The 19,605-nt window shown below is 74.5% G+C and carries 16 protein-coding genes and 1 pseudogene; 10 read left to right on the top strand and 7 right to left on the bottom strand.

The window, feature by feature from the left end; genetic code table 11:
- Positions 1–95: 95 nt before the first annotated feature.
- The gene (locus AB0N76_RS09610; RefSeq protein ID WP_363554981.1) at positions 96–902 is read right to left on the bottom strand and encodes a methyltransferase domain-containing protein; all 807 of its coding nucleotides are present in this window, start codon (positions 900–902) and stop codon (positions 96–98) included.
- Between the two features lie 204 nt (positions 903–1,106).
- Here AB0N76_RS09610 and AB0N76_RS09605 point away from each other — a divergent pair, with 204 nt between their 5' ends.
- Positions 1,107–2,042, top strand: coding sequence for a DUF2268 domain-containing putative Zn-dependent protease (locus AB0N76_RS09605; RefSeq protein ID WP_363554979.1), 936 nt, complete (start codon positions 1,107–1,109; stop codon positions 2,040–2,042).
- 71 nt (positions 2,043–2,113) lie between these two features.
- Here AB0N76_RS09605 and AB0N76_RS09600 read toward each other — a convergent pair whose 3' ends face one another.
- A complete protein-coding gene (locus AB0N76_RS09600) occupies positions 2,114–2,671 on the bottom strand; it encodes a hypothetical protein (protein ID WP_363554977.1) in 558 nt (185 codons plus the stop codon).
- Between the two features lie 134 nt (positions 2,672–2,805).
- On the opposite strand from AB0N76_RS09600, the gene AB0N76_RS09595 reads away from it, so the two are divergent.
- Entirely contained in the window at positions 2,806–3,426 is a 621-nt protein-coding gene (locus AB0N76_RS09595; protein WP_363554975.1) for a plasmid pRiA4b ORF-3 family protein, read from the top strand.
- Between the two features lie 129 nt (positions 3,427–3,555).
- Here the strand turns inward: AB0N76_RS09595 and AB0N76_RS09590 are convergent, their stop codons facing one another.
- Positions 3,556–4,260, bottom strand: coding sequence for a Tat pathway signal sequence domain protein (locus AB0N76_RS09590; RefSeq protein WP_363554973.1), 705 nt, complete (start codon positions 4,258–4,260; stop codon positions 3,556–3,558).
- A 381-nt stretch (positions 4,261–4,641) separates the two neighbouring features.
- On the opposite strand from AB0N76_RS09590, the gene AB0N76_RS09585 reads away from it, so the two are divergent.
- Together AB0N76_RS09585 and AB0N76_RS09580 are read left to right on the top strand one after the other, a co-directional pair.
- Entirely contained in the window at positions 4,642–6,117 is a 1,476-nt protein-coding gene (locus tag AB0N76_RS09585; RefSeq protein WP_363554971.1) for a BTAD domain-containing putative transcriptional regulator, read from the top strand.
- A 154-nt stretch (positions 6,118–6,271) separates the two neighbouring features.
- A complete protein-coding gene (locus AB0N76_RS09580) occupies positions 6,272–7,654 on the top strand; it encodes a M14 family metallopeptidase (protein ID WP_363554969.1) in 1,383 nt (460 codons plus the stop codon).
- A 186-nt stretch (positions 7,655–7,840) separates the two neighbouring features.
- Here AB0N76_RS09580 and AB0N76_RS09575 read toward each other — a convergent pair whose 3' ends face one another.
- Positions 7,841–8,725 (bottom strand): LysR family transcriptional regulator, encoded by an 885-nt coding sequence (locus tag AB0N76_RS09575; protein WP_363554967.1) that lies wholly within the window; start codon positions 8,723–8,725, stop codon positions 7,841–7,843.
- 69 nt (positions 8,726–8,794) lie between these two features.
- Here AB0N76_RS09575 and AB0N76_RS09570 point away from each other — a divergent pair, with 69 nt between their 5' ends.
- From AB0N76_RS09570 to AB0N76_RS09555, 4 genes and pseudogenes are all read left to right on the top strand, one after another.
- Positions 8,795–9,736 carry an EamA family transporter gene (locus AB0N76_RS09570; RefSeq protein ID WP_363554965.1) on the top strand — a complete coding sequence of 314 codons (942 nt, stop codon included), beginning with the start codon at positions 8,795–8,797 and terminating at the stop codon, positions 9,734–9,736.
- 173 nt (positions 9,737–9,909) lie between these two features.
- Positions 9,910–10,449 carry a winged helix-turn-helix domain-containing protein gene (locus tag AB0N76_RS09565; RefSeq protein ID WP_363554963.1) on the top strand — a complete coding sequence of 180 codons (540 nt, stop codon included), beginning with the start codon at positions 9,910–9,912 and terminating at the stop codon, positions 10,447–10,449.
- Positions 10,446–11,741 carry an MFS transporter gene (locus tag AB0N76_RS09560; protein WP_363554961.1) on the top strand — a complete coding sequence of 432 codons (1,296 nt, stop codon included), beginning with the start codon at positions 10,446–10,448 and terminating at the stop codon, positions 11,739–11,741. Before AB0N76_RS09565 ends, AB0N76_RS09560 begins: the two co-directional genes overlap by 4 nt.
- Positions 11,742–12,016: 275 nt before the next feature.
- A pseudogene (locus AB0N76_RS09555) lies at positions 12,017–12,334 on the top strand (transposase); the annotation flags it as partial.
- A gap of 218 nt (positions 12,335–12,552) precedes the next feature.
- Here the strand turns inward: AB0N76_RS09555 and AB0N76_RS09550 are convergent.
- Entirely contained in the window at positions 12,553–13,638 is a 1,086-nt protein-coding gene (locus tag AB0N76_RS09550) for an ADP-ribosylglycohydrolase family protein (protein WP_363554959.1), read from the bottom strand.
- A gap of 174 nt (positions 13,639–13,812) precedes the next feature.
- Between AB0N76_RS09550 and AB0N76_RS09545 the strand changes: the two genes are divergently transcribed.
- Together AB0N76_RS09545 and AB0N76_RS09540 are read left to right on the top strand one after the other, a co-directional pair.
- Complete coding sequence (locus tag AB0N76_RS09545) at positions 13,813–14,751, top strand: NAD-dependent epimerase/dehydratase family protein (RefSeq protein WP_363554957.1); 939 nt, start codon at positions 13,813–13,815, stop codon at positions 14,749–14,751.
- Between the two features lie 452 nt (positions 14,752–15,203).
- Positions 15,204–17,111 carry an FG-GAP-like repeat-containing protein gene (locus tag AB0N76_RS09540; protein ID WP_363554955.1) on the top strand — a complete coding sequence of 636 codons (1,908 nt, stop codon included), beginning with the start codon at positions 15,204–15,206 and terminating at the stop codon, positions 17,109–17,111.
- An 18-nt stretch (positions 17,112–17,129) separates the two neighbouring features.
- Here the strand turns inward: AB0N76_RS09540 and AB0N76_RS09535 are convergent, their stop codons facing one another.
- Together AB0N76_RS09535 and AB0N76_RS09530 are read right to left on the bottom strand one after the other, a co-directional pair.
- Positions 17,130–18,029: a Gfo/Idh/MocA family oxidoreductase gene (locus tag AB0N76_RS09535; RefSeq protein ID WP_363555132.1), complete on the bottom strand. Its 900-nt coding sequence runs from the start codon at positions 18,027–18,029 to the stop codon at positions 17,130–17,132.
- A 75-nt stretch (positions 18,030–18,104) separates the two neighbouring features.
- Entirely contained in the window at positions 18,105–19,496 is a 1,392-nt protein-coding gene (locus tag AB0N76_RS09530) for a pyridoxal-dependent decarboxylase (RefSeq protein WP_363554953.1), read from the bottom strand.
- Between the last annotated feature and the right edge of the window lie 109 nt (positions 19,497–19,605).

The following is a 19,605-nucleotide window of genomic DNA, read 5'->3' as shown; positions in this document are numbered from 1 at the left end:
GGCCCCACCCTGGCACCCGCCGCTGACCGGATTCTCACCACAGCGGGCGCAGGCACGGGCACCGGCCCAGGCGCGGGCGCGTCAGCCGACAGCTCTCAGTCGTCCGCCCCCGACCGGCGGATCGTCAGCATGTCCTGGGTGTGGCCGATGGCGTAGCCGCCGTCCGGCCGGGTGAAGTGCTTCCGGACGTAGGCGGCCAGCTCGGCGCGGTCGGGCAGCGGGTCCATGGTGGCCAGGTCCGCCACGTTGACCATGAACTCGGCGACCTCCACCGCCTCCTCCAGGTGGTCGGTCCGGTAGTGCAGGTCGAGCGACTCCAGCGCGTACTCGTGCGCCGGCTCGTGCTCGCGCAGGCCCTCCACCAACGGCCGCAGGTCGTAGCTGACGCCGGTGAAGTGCCGGGCCATCCGCATGCACGGGCTCTCCGGGTTCTGCAGCACCACGAGCAGCGTGCCGCCGGGCGCCGCCCAGCCCAGGACCCGGCGGACCGTGGGCAGCCAGGCGGCCGCCGGGACGTAGTACAGCACGTGCGAGAGGTGGACCAGGTCGGCGGGCTCGGGCGGCTGGGCCAGTTCGATCGGTTCCGGGAGGACCACCGCCCCGGGGCAGACCGCGGCGAGCTTCTCGCGCATCGCCGCACTCGGCTCGACGGCGACCGTCCGGTCGAAGGAGCGCCCGAGGAACGCGGTGGTCCGGCCCTCGCCCGCGCCCACATCCAGCAGCACCCGGCGGTGTGCCAGGCCGGCGACGACCTCGCTCAGCCGGGCGTGGGTGAGGGGCTTCTCGTCGGTGCCGGCGAGGAACAGTTCGAACGCCCGGCGGTAGTCCGGGCCGGAGACGTCCAGCACCCGTACCGGGCCCGATTCCGCGGTCCCGGTGTCCATCGTGTCCATCCTGTCCATGCGGTGGCTCCTTCGACGTCGGCGGTCCGCGGTCGGCGGTCGGCGTGGCCCGGTCATTGGAGCGCGGCCCGGCGGCGCCGCCGGGCAGTGACGTTCCTGCCCGCGTGTCGCGCACACCCGCGTGACCACGGCAGAGGATCCGAACTCGGCGGGCCCGGCGGCGGCTTGACCCTCACGTTACGTGCGGCCCTACCGTCCCGGTTCATGAAGATCGTTGTTCACGACACCGTTTCCGCCATGACCGACCTCCTCCACCGGCCGTCGGAGGAGCGGCCGGACGCCCTGCGGGAGATGCTCAGCCCCCTGCGGACCGTGCTGTCCGCGGTGATGGGCGAGGTCGACCTGGTCGAGATGCACGAGCAGGGCAGCGGCTTCCGGCTCGACCGCGACGATCCGCGCTACCTCCCGGCCCTGGACCTGCTGCGGGAGACCCGGGTACTGCGGCGGATCGAGGAGTCGCTCGCCGCCGCCTGGGCCCGGATCGACGCCGCCGCGCCGGGAGTCCGGCACGCCGACACCGTGCACGTCGTCCTGGTGCTCGGCGACCCCGACGACGAGCACCTGACGGTCCGCAGCGCCGGCTACCTCGGCTCGGGCGGCATCCCCGGGGCGATCCACCTGCTGATCTGGCCGACCGAGACCAGCCTCGCGAAGATCGGCCACGCCGCCGCGCACGAGCTGCACCACAACGTGCGGTACGCGAACGTGGCCTGGAACCCGATGACGGTGACGGTGGGCGAACAGGTCGTCGCCGAGGGCCTGGCCGAGGCGTTCGTGCGCGAGCTGGCCGGCGAGCAGGCGATGGGGCCGTGGGCGACCAGGCTGACCGGCCCGGAGCTGGAGCGCGCCTACGCGGGGATCACCGCCGCGATCGACGTCGCGGGGATGCAGAACCTGCCCGCCTACGTCTTCGGCGACGACACCGCGCGCCTGATGGGGGCCGAGCCCGTCGGGCTGCCGGACTTCGCCGGGTACGCGGCCGGGCTGCGGATCGTGGACGCGCACCTGGCGGCCTCCGGCCTGACCGCCGCCCGGAGCATCGCCTTGCCGGCCGCCGAGATCCTCGCCAACGCCGGTATGCCGAACGCCGGTATGCCGAACGCCGGTATGCCGAGCGCCGGTGTGCCGAACGCCGGCTGACCCCCGTCGTCTTCGCCGTCGGTCGGGAAGCGGACTCGCGCCTCCCGACCGACGCACGCCTTGTCGGCCCGTCAGCCGAGCGTGGCGCCCTGTTCCCGGGCGAGCTCCTCCAGGCCGTACCGGGCGACGTGTTCCGCGTTGCCCAGGTCGATGGTCCGGACGCCCTCGGCCGCCAGCCGGTCGTTGATCTCGTCCAAGTGCTGCCGGACGAGCTGCTTCTCGGCGTCGGTGGTGCGGCCCTTGTGCGGCTTGCCCGCGTGTTCCAGGCTGGCGTAGTTGACCCGTTCCCGCGTGCCGCCGGGCGCCGGGAGCTGGCTCGGGGCGGTCCGGGCGACGCGCTTCGCGCCGCGCAGCACCTCGGCCATCGGCGCGGCCGAGGCCAGCCGGTCGAAGGTCGCGGCCTCCATGACGACGGTCCGCGGTTCGTCGGTGTCGGGGTGGTGCAGCTCGATCGTCACCAGGTCGAGCGCGAGGTCCTGCACCGAGGTCAGTTCGTCGGCGAGGGCCTCTATCTCGACCGGGCCGTCCTCAAGGTCGGGGTGACGGCGCACCACGACCCGCACCAGGTCGGCGTCGTCGTCCGCGTGCCTGCCGGTCAGATCCGAGAATCGGATGATCTTCTGGCCCATGTCTCCTTCTCCTGCCCCTGCCCCGGTGATCAGCGAGAGCTTACGCCGCGACCGGCCCCCGGCATCCTCCACCCCGATCGGCGAGGGTCCGGCTCGCCCATACGAGAACCGGTGCCGCTGGCAGGATGGCGGCCATGGTGAACACCAGGCGCGTGACGCCGCCCACCCGTTCCCGGACCGCCTTGGGGACGTCCGTCCACACGATCAAGGTCACCTTGTCCGGCTCCAGACCCCCGATCTGGCGTCGTCTGCAGGTGCCGTCGGGCACGGATCTGCGGCGGCTGCATGATCTGATCCAGGCCGCGTTCGGCTGGGAGGACTACCACATGTGGGCCTTCGAGAGCGGGCGGGAGCGGTACGGCGTCACCGATCGGGACCTGGGGATCCGCAACGCGGCGGCGATGCGCGTCGACCGGATCGCCCCCGGCGTAGGCGCGCGGTTCCGCTACACCTACGACTTCGGCGACAACTGGGAACACGACATCCTCGTCGAGGCCGTAGGAGACGCCGAACCCGGTGTCTCCTACCCGCACTGCCTCACCGGCCGGCGGGCCGGCCCGCCCGAGGACTGCGGCGGGATCTGGGGATACGAGTACCTCGTCGAGGTTCTCGGCGACCCCGGCCACGAAGAACACGAGGAACGGCTCGAATGGCTCGGCCTCGACTCGGCCGACCAGTTCGACCCCGCCGCGTTCGACCCGGCCGAGATCAACACCGCCCTGGCCGGCTACACGACCGTACTCGTCCACGACTGAAACCGGACCGCCGCGCGCAACCGATCGCCCCCACCCCCGCCGGGGGCGATTGAGTGCGGCCACAGCCGTGACCCCGGTGGCCCCGGCGGCGTCCGCGCCACCGGGGCTGCTCGGCGCTGCCCGCGGTGATCAGTTCACGTGGACCGACGGGCTGCCGGCCTGGCTGGTGTCGGCCATCGGCCCGTAGCCGGCGGAGAAGTACCCCTCGGCCGGGCAGAGGCTCGAACCGCCGCTCTTGACGAAGCGCTCATTGCGGAAGGTCAGGCTGTGGGCGGCATTGTCGGCTGTCCCCGTGAAGGCACCGCTGAGCTGGTACGTACAGCTGATCGTGCCGAACCAGCTGTTCAGGACGGCCGAGGCCTGGATCGGCCCGGCCGCTCCCGGGGTGAGGACGACGGGGTAGCCGGGGGCGCCGCCGACCGAGACGTTGTACGCGAGGTTGCCGACCGTCAGGCTCTTGACCGAGGTCACCCCGGTGATGTTGGCCGTGCAGGAGCCGAAGGTGAGCCCGGTCAGGGACTCCGTCGCGGTACCCGGTGCGGCCGGGTTGCCGGTCACCCGCGCGGTGAACGGCGAGACGCCGCAACTGACCCCGGTGGAGCCGGTGGTGGCCGAGTAGAAGGTGGCCCGGGTGCCCGCAGCGAGCGGCGCGACGAGGACGTCGCCGACCGCGACGGCCGGACCGTCGGGGCCGCCGGTGGTCAGCACGGCCCCGGCGGCGACGACGTCGGATGCGGCGGGTCCGGGTGCGTCGGCGGGCGCGGCGCCGGCGGCGGGGGCGGTGGTCAGCGCGACGGCGAGCGCGGCCAGGGCGAGGCAGGTGCGAGTGCGCATGGGAGGGCCCCATTCTCGGTGAGGGTGCGAGAAGGCGGAACGTCCTGGGCTCACCGGCCGGTTGGGGACGCACCGGGAGCTGACTACGTTGTAGGTCCGTGTCCGCACACCGTCAAGGAGCTGCGCGACACTTGTTGACGATTCGTCAGCAAGGGCCAAACCTGGTGGGCCCGTCGGCGGACCGGTCGCGGTACCGCTGCGGTACTAGGGCGTGTCTGACAATTCGCGTCGGACCAGCGCGCGGCGTCTGGGTGCGTGCATCGCAAGGCGGAGGAGGGAGTCCATGCGGAGCATCGGCGACCGACGACAACGCGGCGAGGTGCGTGCCCAGGCGTCGCGCGCCCGGCGGGAATTGTCAGACACGCCCTAGGGTGGCCCGCCATGGAGTTCCGACTGCTCGGCCCGTTCGAGGCCGCCCACCACGGCGAACGCGTCCTGCTCCGCAGCCGTCGGCAGGAGCGGTGCCTGCTCGCGGTCCTGCTGCTGGAGGACGGCCGGGTGGTCGGCACCGACCGGCTGATCGACCTGCTGTGGCACGGCAGCCCGCCCACCGCCGCCCGGGCCACCGTGCACACCTACATCGGACGGCTGCGGGCGGGCCTGCGCCCGCACGGCGTGACGGTCGAGACCCGGCACGACGGGTACGCGCTGATACCCGGCGGCCACAGCGTCGACGTCCGGGAGTTCCTCGACCTGACCACCCGGGCCGCCGCCACCGGCGACCCGGGCGAACGGCTGCGCTGCTACGACCGGGCGCTCGCGCTCTGGCGCGGGCCGCTCCTCGCCGACGTGGCGGAGGAGGGACTGCGCGGACGGATCGGCGGGCGGCTGGCGGAGCTGCGGCTGTCGGCGCTGGAGCAGCGGGCGGAACTGCTGCTCGCCATGGGCCGGCACGACCGGGTCCTCGCCGACCTGCCCGTACCGGCCGGCCTCCGGACGGCGGACGGCCCGCCGGGCGGCGAGCCCCCGAGCGGCGCCTTCCCCGACCCCGACTCCCCCGGCCCCGACTCCCCCGGCCCCGACTTCCCCGACTACGACTTCCCGGGCTCCGGCTTCCCGGGCTCCGGCTTCCCTCCCCGCGAGCGGCTCGTGCTCGCCGTGATGACCGCCCTGTACCGGGCCGGCCGGCAGGGCGAGGCGCTCGCCCTCTACCGCCGCACCCGGCGGACGCTGGTGGACACCCTGGGCCTCGAACCCGGCACCGAACTGACCGCCCTGCACCAGCGGATCCTGCGGGCCGACCCCCGGCTGGACCGCCCGCCGGCACCGCAGTACGCCGTGCGGGTGGGCGAGGAGTGGCTGCCGTGGAGCGCCGGCGGGCATCCGGCGCTGGAGTTCTGCAACACCTTCGCCGGCTGGGGAGCGCCCACGCCGCCGCCCGGTTCCGACTGGCTGCGCGGCTACTCCACACTCGCCGTCTGGGCCGGCCACCACGACCTCGCGGACGGGCCGCTGGTCGACGGACTGCTCCGGCGGGCCGGGGAGCGTCCGGACGAGGCGGCCGGCGTGCTGAACGAGGCGCGCGCCTTCCGGTCCGCCCTGTACGCCTGCCTGACCGACCCGCAGGACGGTGCCGCCTTCGCCGACGTCGCGGCCGTGGTGCAGCGGGCCACCCGTTCGGCGGTGTTCGGCCGCGACGAGGACGGCCTCGCGCACTGGCGGCTGCCGCCGACCACCGGCCTGCGCCTGCCGCTGTACGCCGTGGCCCGCGCGGCCGCCGAACTCCTCGCCGACCCGCGCCGGCTGACCGTCCGCCGCTGCCCGAGCGCGGACTGCGGCTGGCTGTTCCTGGACGCCGCCGGCCGCCGCCGCTGGTGCAGTCTGGCCACCTGCGGAGCCGCCCGACAGGCCTCGTGAGCACCCCTCCCCCGGCCTCGGACGGACCACCGGCCGGAAATCCCGCTCCCCCAACTCCTTGACGCCAGCATGACATTGGCGGACCATCATGCTCGCGCGCGCCGCACTTCCTCCACCGCTCCGTCCCTACGGAACCCCCCACAGGAGGACAGTCATGCGACTGCCCCGCCGAGGGAAGCCCGCCGCGGTCACCGCCGTTCTGCTGGCTCTCGCCCTCGCCACTCCGCTCACCACCCAGGCCGCCGCCCAACCCGACACCGGCGCCGCCACCGCCGCCCGGGCCGGCCGGACCGGCGGCGACGCCGACACCGGGCGGCAGTACCGCGTCGACGGCCCCCGCACCGTCGCCGAACGCACCGCGATCGCCGACACCGGCGCCTCCGTCGACGCCGTCCGGCCCGACTCGGTGACGGTCACCGCGACCGCCGCCGAGGCCGCCCGGCTGAACGCGCTCGGCTGGTCCCCCGTCCCGCTGCCCGGTCCCCGGTTCGGCGCCGGGCCCGACGGCCAGGAGACGGAGGGCGTGGGCGCGTCGCTGAACGACTTCCCGTCCGCCGACTCCGGCTACCACAACTACGCGGAGGCCGCCGCCGACATCGACGCCGTCGTCGCCGCGCACCCCGACATCATGAGCAAGCGCGTCATCGGCACCTCGTACGAGGGCCGGCCGATCGTCGCGGTGAAGATCAGCGACAACGTCGGCACCGACGAGAACGAACCCGAGGTGCTGTTCACCGCCCACCAGCACGCCCGCGAGCACCTCACCGTCGAGATGTCGCTCTACCTGCTGCACGAGCTCGGCGACAAGTACGCCACCGACAGCCGGGTCGCCAACGTCGTCAACAGCCGGGAGATCTGGGTGATCCCGGACCTCAACCCGGACGGCGGCGAGTACGACATCGCGACCGGCCGCTACCGCAGCTGGCGCAAGGACCGCCAGCCGAACAGCGGCAGCAACAGCGTCGGCACCGACCTCAACCGCAACTGGAACTACAAGTGGGGCTGCTGCGGCGGTTCCTCCGGTTCCACCTCCAGCGAGACCTACCGGGGCAGCGGCGCGGAGTCGGCCAAGGAGACCAAGGTCGTCGCCGACTTCGTCCGGACCCGGGTGGTCGGCGGCAAGCAGCAGATCACCGCGGCCATCGACTTCCACACCTACAGCGAGCTGGTGCTCTGGCCGTTCGGCTGGACCTACAACGACACCACCACCGGCATGAGCGCCGACGAGTACAACACCTTCGCCACCCTGGGCCGCACCATGGCCGCCACCAACGGCTACACGCCCGAGCAGTCGAGCGACCTGTACATCACCGACGGGACGATCGACGACTGGCTGTGGGGTACGCAGCGGATCTTCGCCTACACCTTCGAGATGTACCCCGGGCCGAACGGCAGCAGCGGCTTCTACCCGCCCGACGAGGTGATCGGGCGCGAGACCAGCCGCAACCGGGAGGCGGTGCTGAAGTTCCTGGAGACGGCCGACTGCGTGTACCGCGCGATCGGCAAGCAGCAGCAGTACTGCGGGATCCCCGCCTGACGGTCGCGCCTGACCGACAGGTCCGAACGTGACTCCTGAACGTTCGCCTGAACGCGGCGCCTGACCGTCACGCCGGAACGTTCCCGCCCGCCGGTCCGCCTCGGCGACCGGCCCCGGCACCCCGCCCGGACAGCCCCGGACGGGGTGCCGACGCGCGCCACTCACCGCCGTACACCCCGTCAGCCGTCAGCCGGAAGCCGGGGCCGGGTCGGCGGGCCCGGCCAGCACCTCGCGGGCCAGCCGGACCAGGGCAGGGACCGCCGGGTGGACCGAGGCGCCGCGCCGCCAGGCGAGCAGCAGCGGCACCGGGGGCGCGTCGGCCAGCGGGCGGTAGGCGATGGCCGGGTGCTCGTGCAGCCGGGGCGTGGCCGAGGTCGAGATGCCGACCGCCCGGCCGGCGGCGATCGCGGTCAGCCACTCGTCGGTGTTGGCGACCTCGATGGTCGTGGCGGGTCGGGCGTCGGCGGGCCAGAGGTCCAGGGTGGTGGTGCCGGCCACCGTGTTCAGCACGACCGGCCGGGTGGCCAGGTCGGCCAGGGTGAGGACCTCGCGCGCGGCGAGCTCGCTGCCGGCGGGCACCACCGCCACCCGTTCCTCCGCCGCCAGCGGGTCCGTGACCAGCCCGGGCGCGGTCACCTCCCCGCGCAGCAGCGCGACGTCCACCTCGCCCCGGGTGAGGCCGGCCGTCCGGTCGTCGATCCGGCGCAGTTCCAGCGGCACCTCGGGGTGTTCCCGGTCCCAGCGGCGCAGCAGCGGGATGGTGTGGCCGCCGAGCGCGGGCCAGGGGTGGCCGAGGCGCAGCGGCGGCGCGGTGAGGGTGGCGGGGTCGAGGGCGGCGTCGACGGCGGCCAGGGCGGCGACGGCCCGGTCGCGGAAGGTCCGGCCGGCGGCGGTGAGTTCGAGGTGGTGGGTGGAGCGGTCGACCAGCCGGACGCCGAGGTGGTCCTCCAGTTGCCGCAGCGTCCGGGAGAGGGCGGGCTGGCCGGTGTGCAGGCGGGCCGCGGCGCGGGTGATCGTGCCCTCCTCGGCGATGGCGAGGAAGGCCCGCAGGTGGCGCAGTTCCATGGTCATGCCGGGGAAGCATAACCGCGGTGGAACGGGCATTTCCCGGGCCGCGCACGGCTTCCTAGCGTGGAGGGCATGACCGACACGACCGCGACCACGTCCCTGACGATCCCCCCGAATCCCCTGGCTCCCCTGGCTCCCACCTCACCCCCTGCCCCCTCCGGATCCGCGACCGCCCGTCGTACCGTCGGTCCCGGCGGTGTCGGGCTGGTGCTGGCGGGCAGCCTGTCGGTGCACTTCGGCTCCGCCGTCGCGGCGCTCCTCTTCCCCCGGGCCGGGGCGCTCGGGGTGGTGACGCTGCGGGTGACGATCGCGGCCGTCCTGCTCTGGGCCGTCTGCCGGCCCCGGCTGCGCGGCCACAGCCGGACGGACTGGGCCGTCGCGGGTGCCTTCGGGGTCGCGCTCGGCGGGATGAACGTCCTCTTCTACCAGGCGATCGACCGGATCCCGTTGGGGCCGGCGGTGACCCTGGAGGTGCTGGGTCCGCTGCTGCTGTCGGTGGCGACCGCACGCCGGGCGTCGAGCCTGCTGTGGGCCGGGCTGGCGTTCGCCGGGGTGCTGCTGCTCGGGCGGGACGGCTTCGCGCGGCTGGACCCGGTGGGCGCCGGGTTCGCGCTCGGGGCGGGCGCGATGTGCGCGGCGTACATCGTGTGCAGCGCCCGGGCGGGTGCGCGGTTTCGGCGGCTGGACGGGCTGGCGGTGGCGATGGCTGTGGCCGCGCTGGTCAGCCTGCCGCTGGGGATCGGTTCGGCGGGCGCGGTCCTGCTGGAACCGGGGGTGCTGGGGCTCGGGCTGGCGGTGGCGCTGCTCTCGTCCGCGCTGCCGTACGCGCTGGAGCTGCTGGCGCTGCGCCGGCTGTCCACCCCGACCTTCGCCGTCCTGACCAGCCTCTCGCCCGCGATCGCCGCGCTGGCCGGGTTCCTCGTACTGGGGCAGGCCCTGTCGGCGGGGCAGTGTCTGGCGGTCGCCCTGGTGGTGGCGGCGGGCGCGGGCGCGGTCTCCGACCGGTCGGGGTGACCAACCTCGCTGCGCAGGAAGTCGGACCGGCCGACTTCCTGTGCAGGGGCGCTCCTTCCCGGCTCCGTTTCACGCCTCTTTGACACGCTTTCAGCACCCACCCACCCCGGCCGCCGGAAAACTCGGGCCGAAACCCCTTGCGCAATGGTCAAGAGTTGTTGACCATTGGGGACATGCCAACCGATGATCTTCCCGAGACGTTCCACGTCACCACGGACGAGCAGCTGCGCGCCGTCTCCAACCTCACCCGCCACCGGATCATGGCCGTGCTCCGCTTCGAGCCCGCGACCATCACGCAGATCGCCGCGCGCGTGGGCCTCGCCAAGGGGAGCTCCAGCTACCACGTCCGACTGCTCGAACGAGCGGGCCTGGTGAAGGTGGTGCGGACCCAGAAGGTCCGGGGGGTCACCGAGCGGTACTACGCCATGGCCGCGCGCTCGATCGTGCTGCCGGATCCGGGCGAAGGGGGCCCGGACGTGCTGATGCGGCACGCGGTGGCCGACCTGGAGGCCTCGCCGGCGGACGCCGAGCGGCACGTCCGGATGGCGCACCTGCGGCTCACCGACGAGCAGTTCGCCGAGCTGGGCGCGCGGCTGGAGGCCCTGGCGGACGAGTACCGGGCGCTGTCCAATCCGTCGCTGCCGGACTCCTCGCTCGTCTTCGCCCTGTTCCACCCGGCCTCGCGCGAGCAGGCCGAAGGAGGCGCCAAGTGAGCGAGGAAACGCAGAAGTTGCCGACCGGGTTCGGACGGCTGTGGACCGCCCAGACGGTCTCCTCGCTCGGCGACGGGGTGATGCACTCCGCGCTGCCGCTGCTCGCGCTCACGCTGACCCGGGACCCGCTGGCGCTCGCCGTCGTCTCGGCCGCCGGCACGCTGCCGTGGCTGCTCTTCGGGGTGCTCGGCGGCGCGCTGGTGGACCGCTGGGACCGCCGGCGCACGATGTGGATCACGGACGCGGCACGGGCGGCGCTGCTCGCCGTAGCCGCGGCGGCCGCCGCGCTCGACCTGCTGAGCGTGCCGCTGCTCGCGGCCGTCGCCTTCCTGCTCGGCATCGGCGGACTCTTCTTCGACACGGCCGCCACCGCCTACCTGCCGGACCTGCTCGGCCGCGACCCCGCACTCCTGGAGCGCGCCAACGCCCGCCTGCGCGGCGCCCAGACCGCCGCCTCCGGCTTCGCCGGGCCGCCCGCCGGCAGCGCCCTGCTCGCGCTCGGCCGGGCGGTCCCGCTGCTCGCCGACGCGGTCTCGTTCGCGGTCTCCGCCGTACTCGTGCGGTCGCTGCCCGCCGCCCCGCGGCCCGTGCCGCAGGCCCGGGAGTCGCTGCTGCGGCAGGCGCGGGCCGGCGCCTCGTACGTGTTCGGGGACCGGCTGCTGCTCGGACTCGCACTGCGCCCGGCGGTCGGGAACGTCGCCTTCCTCGCGGTCGAGACCGTCCTCGCCCTCTTCGCCCACGACCGCCTCGGCACCGACGACTTCGGCTTCGGCCTGCTCCTCACGGCGGAGGCGGCCGGCGGTCTGCTCGGCGCGGGCATCGCCTCCTTCCTCGGCCGCCGCCTCGGCACCGGCACCGCGCTGACCTGCACCGCCGCCATCGAGGGGCTCGCCATCCTGTGCCTGGCCGCCGCCCCGAACGCGTACGTCGCCGGCCTCGCGCTGGCCGTCTGCGGCGCGGGCATGGGCGCCACGATGGTGCTCGGCCCCTCCCTCCGGCAGGCGATCGTCCCCGGCCACCTGATGGGCCGGGTCGCCTCCACCTCCCGCATGCTCGCCATGTGCGCCGCCCCGTTCGGCGCCTTCCTCGGCGGCTGGCTGGCCACCGCCTACGACGTGCGCACCCCGCTCTACGTCGCCGCCGGGCTCCTCCTCACCATGACCGCCGTGACCTCGACCATGACCACCAACCGCCGCATCGAAGCCGCCCTCCTGGCCGCCGCCCCGACTCCCCGGGAACCCCGGGAGCCCGTCCGCGAGCCCGCCCTCCAGGGCTCCGCGACCTCGACATGACCGGCGGACCCAGGCCGCACCACCCCTGCGCTTCGTCCTTAACCCCCGTGGGCTGCGGGGCAGTCTGCTGCGACCCAGGTAGCGGTGAGGTCCTTGCTCGTGACGATGACCGACCCAGGCCTGAAGGCCATCTCATGGGTGCAGCCCTGCTCGTGCGGAAGGATCTCGTCCAGGATCAGCGTGCCGAGGTCGTCCCAGGCCGAGGGCTCATCAGGAGTCTTGATCTCGACCGCCGTCACTCCCGTATAGCGGATGACCAGGTCCTCGTCGTGCTTGGCGCGCTCTACGACGGACTGAACTGCGGCCGGATCGAGGCCAACCGACTGCGTACCGAGTTGGTCGGTCTACCAGGTCCCCGGACGGACGACGGGCGAATCGTGCCGGCGGTGGACGTCAGCCCGTGGCTGCGTTCCGACACGCCGACCAGTGCGGAGCGGCTGTCCTGCCACGTCCACGGGCGGGCGAAGAGCGTCTCGCAGTTCATCCGGGGCCGGCCCTACTCCTTCGTGGTCGTACTGGGGTCCGGCCGCGCCTCCTGGACCGGATTCCTGGACGCGGTCCGGCTCGGCCCCGAGGACGATGCAGCCGCTCTCGTCCTCGTATCGTTCGCACCGATCGGGCCCGGCTGATACTCCGACCCTCCGCCGCCCGCTCGCGCATGATGTCGTCCCGGTTCTTCCTAGGTAGACCGGTCTACCGATTCCCCACGGAATATGTAGACCGGTCTACTGACATCGCGCAAAATATGTAGACCGGTCCACTTATCTAGACCGGTCTACATATTCCATCCGGGGCGAGAGCGGGCCCCCGCCTACCAACCGGGGTAGCGGGACCACCAGTTCGGGTCGCGGGGCGGCTGGTACTCGCTGCCGCCCGGGGAGTCGGTGCACTGCTGCAGCAGGTCGCGGGCCAAGGTGTCCAGCACCCAGGCGAGTTCCAGTCGGCTCAGCAGTTCGACGGGCAGCGCGTCGACGCCGTGTGCGGCGCCGAGCAGCGCTCCCGCCGTGGCCGCCACCGAGCGGCCGTCCGGCGCGCCGGCGGCGAACTCCAGGGCGGCGCGCACGGTGTCGCGGCCGGGGAAGCACGCCACCGTGTACAGCGCGCCGAGCAGTGCGGAGACGGCCGTCGCGTCGGGGGCGAGCCAGGCGAGCCGCGCCGGGTCCGGGTGGCCGCCCGGGGAGCGCAGCAGGCCGAGGACGGTGTCCGGGTCCGCCGCGTGCGGCATCGGCAGGGCGCGGACGACGGCGTCGAACGGGTGCTCAGCTCCCTCGCCGCCGCCTGCCCAACGCGTGATCGGGTCGTCCTCCCTCAGACAGTGGCCGGCCAGCCGGACCATCCCGACGGCGGCCTCCTGCGCGTCCGGCGAACCGTGCGTCAGCGCGGCGATCCCGCGCACCACCCGCTCGAAGCCGCCCGCACCCCAGATCGCCCAGGGCACCGCGAGCGGAAGGCTCCGGGTGGCCGCGTGGGCACCCCGGCTCGCGGTGACCGGCTCGGTCGGCGAGCCCTGCGTGAGGCCGGTCAGCGCGGCGACGGTCGCCGGTGCGGAACCCCGTCGTTCGGCGAGGGCGGGCACCCGCGCGAGCCAGCCGTCCGGCCAGGTGCCGCCACCGCCCGTCCAGCGCCGCGAGATCCGTTCGGGTTCGATGCCCTGGAGCGCGGCCCAGCGGCAGTACGCGTGCCACAGCACGGACGGCGGATGGCAGATGCCCTTGTGGTCCATCCGCATCGACGCCCGGATGATCCCCTCGGCGGTGAACGCCGCCAGCTGGGTGCTCACCCCCACCGCCAGCGGCCCACCGACCGGCCACCGACCGCGCACCACCCCCGCCGCGTCCCCCAGCGCCGACCCGAGCAGCAACCCCCGCACCCGCGCAGCCTCCACCGCTTCCGCCACCGCACGCCCCTCCCCGATCACGACGACCCCGGGTCAGGGTCCGGACCCGGATCCGCCCATTCTCCCCGCGCGCCCACCTCCCTCCCCCGGGAGGGGCACGTCTCACATCTCACGGTGAATCAGCAGGTGACGCCCCGCGGAGGGGAAGGTGGGGGCAGGCTCTAGGGTGTGACGGTGAGTCTTCATGTGATCGTCGGATATGGGGCCGCCGGTGCGGCGACGGCTCGGCTGCTGGTCGAGCAGGGGCATGCGGTGCGGGTCGTCACCCGGACGGGACGCCCGGCGGAGGCCGGGATCGAGCACGTGGCGCTGGACGCCACCGACGCCCGGCGGCTGAGCGAGGTCGCGGACGGGGCCGCCGCCCTCCACAGCTGCGCCGCGCCGCCGCTCCACCGGTGGACGACCGGGTGGCCGCCGCTCGCCTCCGCGCTCTGCGCGACCGCCGAGGCGACCGGAGCCGTCCTCGTCATGCTCGGCAACCTGTACGGCTACGGCCCCGTCGACGGCCCGCTCACCGAGGACCTGCCGCTCGCGGCGACCGGTCCGAAGGGGCGGGTCCGGGCCGCCGTCTGGGAGCAGGCCCGTGCCCTGCACGAGGCGGGCCGGATCCGCGCGGTCGAGGTCCGCGCCTCCGACTTCTTCGGCCCCGGCGTCACCGACGGCGGCCACCTGGCCGCACGCGTCGTGCCCCGGCTGCTGGCGGGCAAATCCGTCAGCGTCCTCGGCGATCCCGACGCCACGCACAGCTGGACCTATCTCCCCGACGTGGCCCGGGCGTTGGCCGAGGTCGCCACCGACGAGCGGGCCTGGGGCCGGGCTTGGCACGTCCCGACCGCCCCCGCCCTCCCGATCCGCCGGATGGTCGAGCTCCTCGCGGCCGAGGCCGGCACCGCCCCCGTCGCGGTCCGCCCCCTCTCCCCCGCCGTCCTCACCCTGGCCGGCCTCTTCTCCCCCCTCCTGCGCGAACTCCGCGAGACCCGCTACCAGTTCGACCGCCCCTTCGTCGTCGACACCACCGCCTACGAGGCCACCTTCACCACCCGCGCCACCCCCCTCGACGACCAGGCCAAGGCCACCCTCACCTGGTGGCGCGACCGCCTCGCGAGCCTCTGAGTCGGGGCGCTGCCGCCGTCGCCACCCATAGCGGCAGCGGGATCGGGCGCGGAGGTACGGGCCGGGTGTCCCTGTCGCAGGCGGGGCCTCAACGGACGCCGCGTGAGCCAGGGGCCTGAGCACCACCCTGGAAAGGGCCGCCGCCGCGCCAGGTGGCCCGGGTCCGGTGGCGCCACTCGATCCGGGGACTCGCGAGTGTCGCTGCCGTCGGCGGGCCGGCCGGCGGGCCACCATCGGGCCGGGGTTCGTGGTCGGTGGGTGGCGCCGGGGCAGGGCCGGGGAACGGGAGTGAGCGGATGCGCGGGCTTGGTGCGGTGCGGGTGGCCCTGGGGCCGGTTCGGCGGGTTCTGGCGGGTCGGACGGTGGCCGCGGAGCCGGTGGGGGCGCCTTCCGGCCGTCGGGCCGGGGGCCGTGGACGACCGCAGGCCCTGCTGTTGGCCGGGGTGCTGGCCGTGAGCACGGTGGTCGCGGTGCCGGGGAGTGCCTCGGCGGCCGGGGGTGTGTTCGCGCCGAAGACGGACTACCCGGTCGGGCGGAACCCGCGGGCGATCGCCGTGGGCGACTTCACCGGCAGCGGCCGGACCGATCTGGCGGTCGCCAACGCCGGCGACGACACGGTCTCGATCCTGCTGGGCCGGGGCGACGGGACCTTCGCCCCGCAGGTCACCTACCCCACCGGCCCCGGCCCGACCTCGATCGCGGTGGCCGACCTGGACGGCGACGGCCGGCTCGACCTGGCGGTCACCGAGCAGGACGCCGCCGGCGTCTCGGTGCTGCTCGGCAACGGCGACGGCACCTTCCGCGCCCCGCGCGAGTTCCCCACCGGACCCAACCCGGACGCCGTCGCCGTCGGCGACTTCACCGGCACCGGCCGGCTGGACCTGGCGGTCGCCAGCCTGGGCGCGCAGCGCGTCGAGCTACTGCGGGGCAACGGTGACGGCACCTTCCAGGCCCCGGTCGGCTACCCGACCGGCACCAACTCCAATCCGGCCTCGATCGGCCTGGCCGACCTGGACGGCGACGGCCGGCTCGACCTGGCGGTCGCCGACGACGGCATCGGCACGGCCTCGGTCTTCCTCGGCAACGGGGACGGCACGCTCGGCCCGCGCGCGGACTTCCCCGTCGGTGGTGTCCCGGTCTCCCTCGCGGTCGCCGACCTCGACGGGGACGGCCACCCCGACCTGGCGCTCGCCGACGACGACCACTCCGCCCTCGTGCTGCGGGGCAACGGCGACGGCACCTTCCGGCCCGTGCTCGCCTATCCGGCGGGCCAGCTGCCCGAGTCGATCGCGGTCGGGGACTTCACCGGCAGCGGGGTGCCGGACCTGGTCCTCGCCAACGGCGACAACGCGGCGGCGCTGCTGCGCGGCAACGGCGACGGCACCTTCCGGGCCCCGGACTTCTACCCCACCGGCGCCGGCCACTTCTCCATGCCGGACCGGATCGCGGTCGGCCGGTTCACCGGCGGCGGGCGGCTCGACGTCGCCGTCACCAACGCCCAGGACGGCACCGTCTCGGTGCTGCTGAACGCGCACCGGAGCGCCGTCGTCACCACCCTCGTCTCCACGCCGAACCCCTCGGCGTACGGCAGCCCGGTCACGCTGACCGACACCGTCTGCGCGGCCCCGGCGCCCGGGTCGGCCGGCTCCGGGTCGAGCAGCGACAGGTCGAGCAGCCACAGCTCGACCAGCCCCGGATCGACCGGCTCCGGGACCGCCGACTCACCGCCGACCGGCACGGTGGACTTCGCCGACGGCGGCCGCGCCCTGGGCAGTGCCGCGCTGGCGCCCGGCGGCGGGGCCGGCTGCGCGCAGGCCCGGCTGGTCTGGTCGCGCCCCCGGCCCGGCACCCACACCGTCACCGCGCGCTACTCCGGCGACGGCAGCCACCTGCCCGGCCCGCCGGAGACCCTGGAGCACCGGGTGACCTGCGCGCGCACGGTCACCGAAGCAGACGGCCCCGTCCTCGCCACCGCCCCGAGCACCTGCCTGATCGACGCGCACGTCGACGGCCCGGTGCTGGTGCCGCCCGGCGCGGCGCTCTACGTCGGCGGCTCCACGGTCGACGGCGGCATCGACGCCGACGGCGCGGCGGGCGTCGAGCTGTGCGGGAGCGCGGTCGGTGCCCTGCGGATCGCCGGCACCACCGGCCCGGTGGTGGTCGGCGCCCCCGAGCAGGGCTGCGCGGCCGACCGGATCGACGGTCCGGCGGTGTTCGACGGCAACCGGGGCGGCACCGAGGTCGCCGGGAACACGATCACCGGCCCGCTGGACTGCGCCCGCAACACTCCCCCGCCCGTGAACGGGGGCAGCGCCAACTCCGTGGCAGGGCCGCGCACCCGGGAGTGCGCGGCCCTGTAGTCGCCCGCGGAGGGCGCGTCAGACGGTTTCGATGCGCTGGACGATGAGTTCGCAGAGCTCGTGGGTGCGCAGGGCGTCGTGGGCGTCGAGGGTCTTGCCGGCGCGGACGGCGTCGAGGAAGGCGAGGACGGTCTGTTCGATGCCGCGCTGGCGGGCGACGGGGACCCAGTCGCCGCGGCGGCGGACGGTCGGCTGGCCGCGGTGGTCGACGACGTCGGCGAGGTTGTGCACCTCGCGCTTGGAGTCGCCGCCGGACACCTCCAGCACCTCCTCCGTCGAGCCGGAGAGGCGGTTCATGATGCCCAGCGCGGTGAAGCCCTCGCCGGCCAGGGTGAGCACGACGTGCTCCACCAGGCCGTCGCGCACCCGGGAGCGGACGTCCACGTGCTCGATCTCGCCCGGGACCAGGAAGCGGAGCACGTCCACCACGTGGATGAAGTCGTCGAAGATCATCGGCCGCGGCGCCTCCGGCAGGCCCTCGCGGTTCTTCTGCAGGACGATCAGGTCCCGCGGGCGCTCCTTGGCCTGGACGTAGCCGGGCGCGTGGCGGCGGTTGAATCCCACCATCAGTGAGCGCCCGGTGCGATCGGCGAGGTCCACCAGCCGCCGTGCGCCGTCGAGCGTGTAGTCCAGCGGCTTGTCCACGTAGACGTCGACCCCGGCGGTGAGCAGCTGTTCCACGATCGGGACGTGCTGGTCGGTGGCGGCGTGCACGAAGGCGGCCCGGATCCCACCGGCGATCAGCTCGCCGAGGTCGGTGAAGCGCCGGTCCGGGGCGATCCGGTGGGACTCGCCGATCCGGTCCAGCTTCGCCGCGTCCCGGGTCATCAGCCGCAGGTCGAGCCCCGGCAGTGCGGTGAGCACCGGCAGGTAGGCCTTCTGCGCGATGTCGCCCAGGCCGATCACGCCGACCGGCAGCGGCGCGGTGTCGGGGGCAGTGGTCGAGCTCATCGAATCTCCAGGGGTGCGGTGCGGCTGTCGATCACCCCCACCCTATGCGCGGCCGTGCGGGGGCACGGCCCGGGCCAGGGCCGCCGCCGTCCGGCGGACGTCGGCCTCGGTGGTGCGCCAGTTGCTGAAGGCCGCGCGCAGGGCGGGGACGCCCGCGTAGTGGGTCGGGGTGAGGAAGGCCTCGTCGGCGAGGGCGTCGGCGAGGGCGGCGAGGCGCTCGGTGGTCGGGTCCTCGGTCAGGGTGAAGCAGACGACGTTGAGCCGGACCGGTGCCAGCAGCCGCAGTCCGTCGATCGCGGTGACGGCCTCGCCCAGGGCCCGGGCGCCCGTCACACAGCGTTCGACGATCTCCCGGTGGCCGGACCGCCCGTAGGCGCGCAGGGTGAACCAGGCGGCCAGGGCGCGCAGTCGGTGCGAGTTCTCCGGGGTGAGGTGCACCAGGTCGGGGTCCTCGCCGAGCGGGCCCAGGTAGGCGGCCGCGTTCCGGAAGACCCGGGCCTGGAGGTCGGGGCGCCGGGTGAACTGCACGGCGCTGTCGTACGGCACGTTGAGCCACTTGTGCAGGTCGACGCAGACCGAGTCGGCGAGGTCCAGGCCGGCCACCAGCTCCGCGTGTTCGGGCACCAGCGCGGCGAAGGCCCCGAACGCCGCGTCCACGTGCAGCCAGCAGCCGTACCGGTCGCGCAGTGCGGCCAGCGCCCGCAGGTCGTCGAAGTCCACCGTGTTGACCGTGCCGGCGTTGGCGACCAGGACGCACGGGCCGTCCAGTCCGGCCAGGATCCGCTCCAGCGCGGCGACGTCCACGGCCTCCCGGTCCGGCAGAACAGGAACTTGGGTCAGCGCGGCGCGGCCCAGGCCCAGCACCGACAGGGCCTTCGCGACGCTGGAGTGCGCGCTGCCGGACAGCACCCGGACCGGGCCGAGCGCGCCGACGCCGTCCTCCGCGACGTCCACGCCGAGCCGTTCGCCGAGCCACTCCCGGGCGATCGCGAGGCCCACCGTGTTGGACATGGTCGCGCCGCTGACGAAGGTGCCGCTGTGCGCGGCGGAGAGGCCGAACAGCTCGCGCAGCCAGCCGACCGTCTCCCGTTCCAGCTGCTGGCCGGCGCCGTCCAGTGCCGAGTTGGAGTTCTGGTCGGCGGTGGCGGTCAGCCAGTCGCCGGCCAGCGCGGCCGGGGTGGCGCCGCCGGTGACGAACCCGAAGTAGCGCGGTCCCGCTGCGGCGGAGAACCTCGGCTCCCAGCGGAGGGCGAACTCCTGCAGCGCCGCCCGCAGCCCACCGCCCGCAGCCCCGAGCGGCACCCGCTCCGGCGGGTCCCCCTGCGGCACCACCGGCCGCTCGTCGAGGCCGGCCAGGAAAGCCACCGCGCGGCTCCGGGTCTCCTCCAGCAGGGCGGGCAGCCGGTCCAGGTCGGCGGCGAGTTCGGGGTGCATGAGGCTTCTCCGTTGATCGGCTGTCCCGCCGACGCTAGCGGCCGCCCCGCCCGCCGTCCCGGTCCAATTCCCACCCGGTGGCCTGGTCGGTCACCGGGTGGGGCGGTGG

The organism is Kitasatospora sp. NPDC093806 (assembly GCF_040683335.1).
In the GTDB taxonomy this organism is placed as follows: domain Bacteria; phylum Actinomycetota; class Actinomycetes; order Streptomycetales; family Streptomycetaceae; genus Kitasatospora.
Note: the sequence above shows the minus strand (reverse complement) of the source record. Positions and strands in the feature narration are given on the sequence as shown.

Excerpts from the sequence above, each read along its gene's own strand:
- AB0N76_RS09565 (WP_363554963.1), top strand. The coding sequence starts at position 9,910 with ATGCCAACCGATGATCTTCCCGAGACGTTCCACGTCACCACGGACGAG.
- AB0N76_RS09610 (WP_363554981.1), bottom strand. The coding sequence starts at position 902 with ATGGACAGGATGGACACGATGGACACCGGGACCGCGGAATCGGGCCCG.
- AB0N76_RS09575 (WP_363554967.1), bottom strand. The coding sequence starts at position 8,725 with ATGACCATGGAACTGCGCCACCTGCGGGCCTTCCTCGCCATCGCCGAG.
- AB0N76_RS09580 (WP_363554969.1), top strand. The coding sequence starts at position 6,272 with ATGCGACTGCCCCGCCGAGGGAAGCCCGCCGCGGTCACCGCCGTTCTG.
- AB0N76_RS09590 (WP_363554973.1), bottom strand. The coding sequence starts at position 4,260 with ATGCGCACTCGCACCTGCCTCGCCCTGGCCGCGCTCGCCGTCGCGCTG.
- AB0N76_RS09570 (WP_363554965.1), top strand. The coding sequence starts at position 8,795 with ATGACCGACACGACCGCGACCACGTCCCTGACGATCCCCCCGAATCCC.
- AB0N76_RS09595 (WP_363554975.1), top strand. The coding sequence starts at position 2,806 with ATGGTGAACACCAGGCGCGTGACGCCGCCCACCCGTTCCCGGACCGCC.
- AB0N76_RS09585 (WP_363554971.1), top strand. The coding sequence starts at position 4,642 with ATGGAGTTCCGACTGCTCGGCCCGTTCGAGGCCGCCCACCACGGCGAA.
- AB0N76_RS09530 (WP_363554953.1), bottom strand. The coding sequence starts at position 19,496 with ATGCACCCCGAACTCGCCGCCGACCTGGACCGGCTGCCCGCCCTGCTG.
- AB0N76_RS09605 (WP_363554979.1), top strand. The coding sequence starts at position 1,107 with ATGAAGATCGTTGTTCACGACACCGTTTCCGCCATGACCGACCTCCTC.
- AB0N76_RS09600 (WP_363554977.1), bottom strand. The coding sequence starts at position 2,671 with ATGGGCCAGAAGATCATCCGATTCTCGGATCTGACCGGCAGGCACGCG.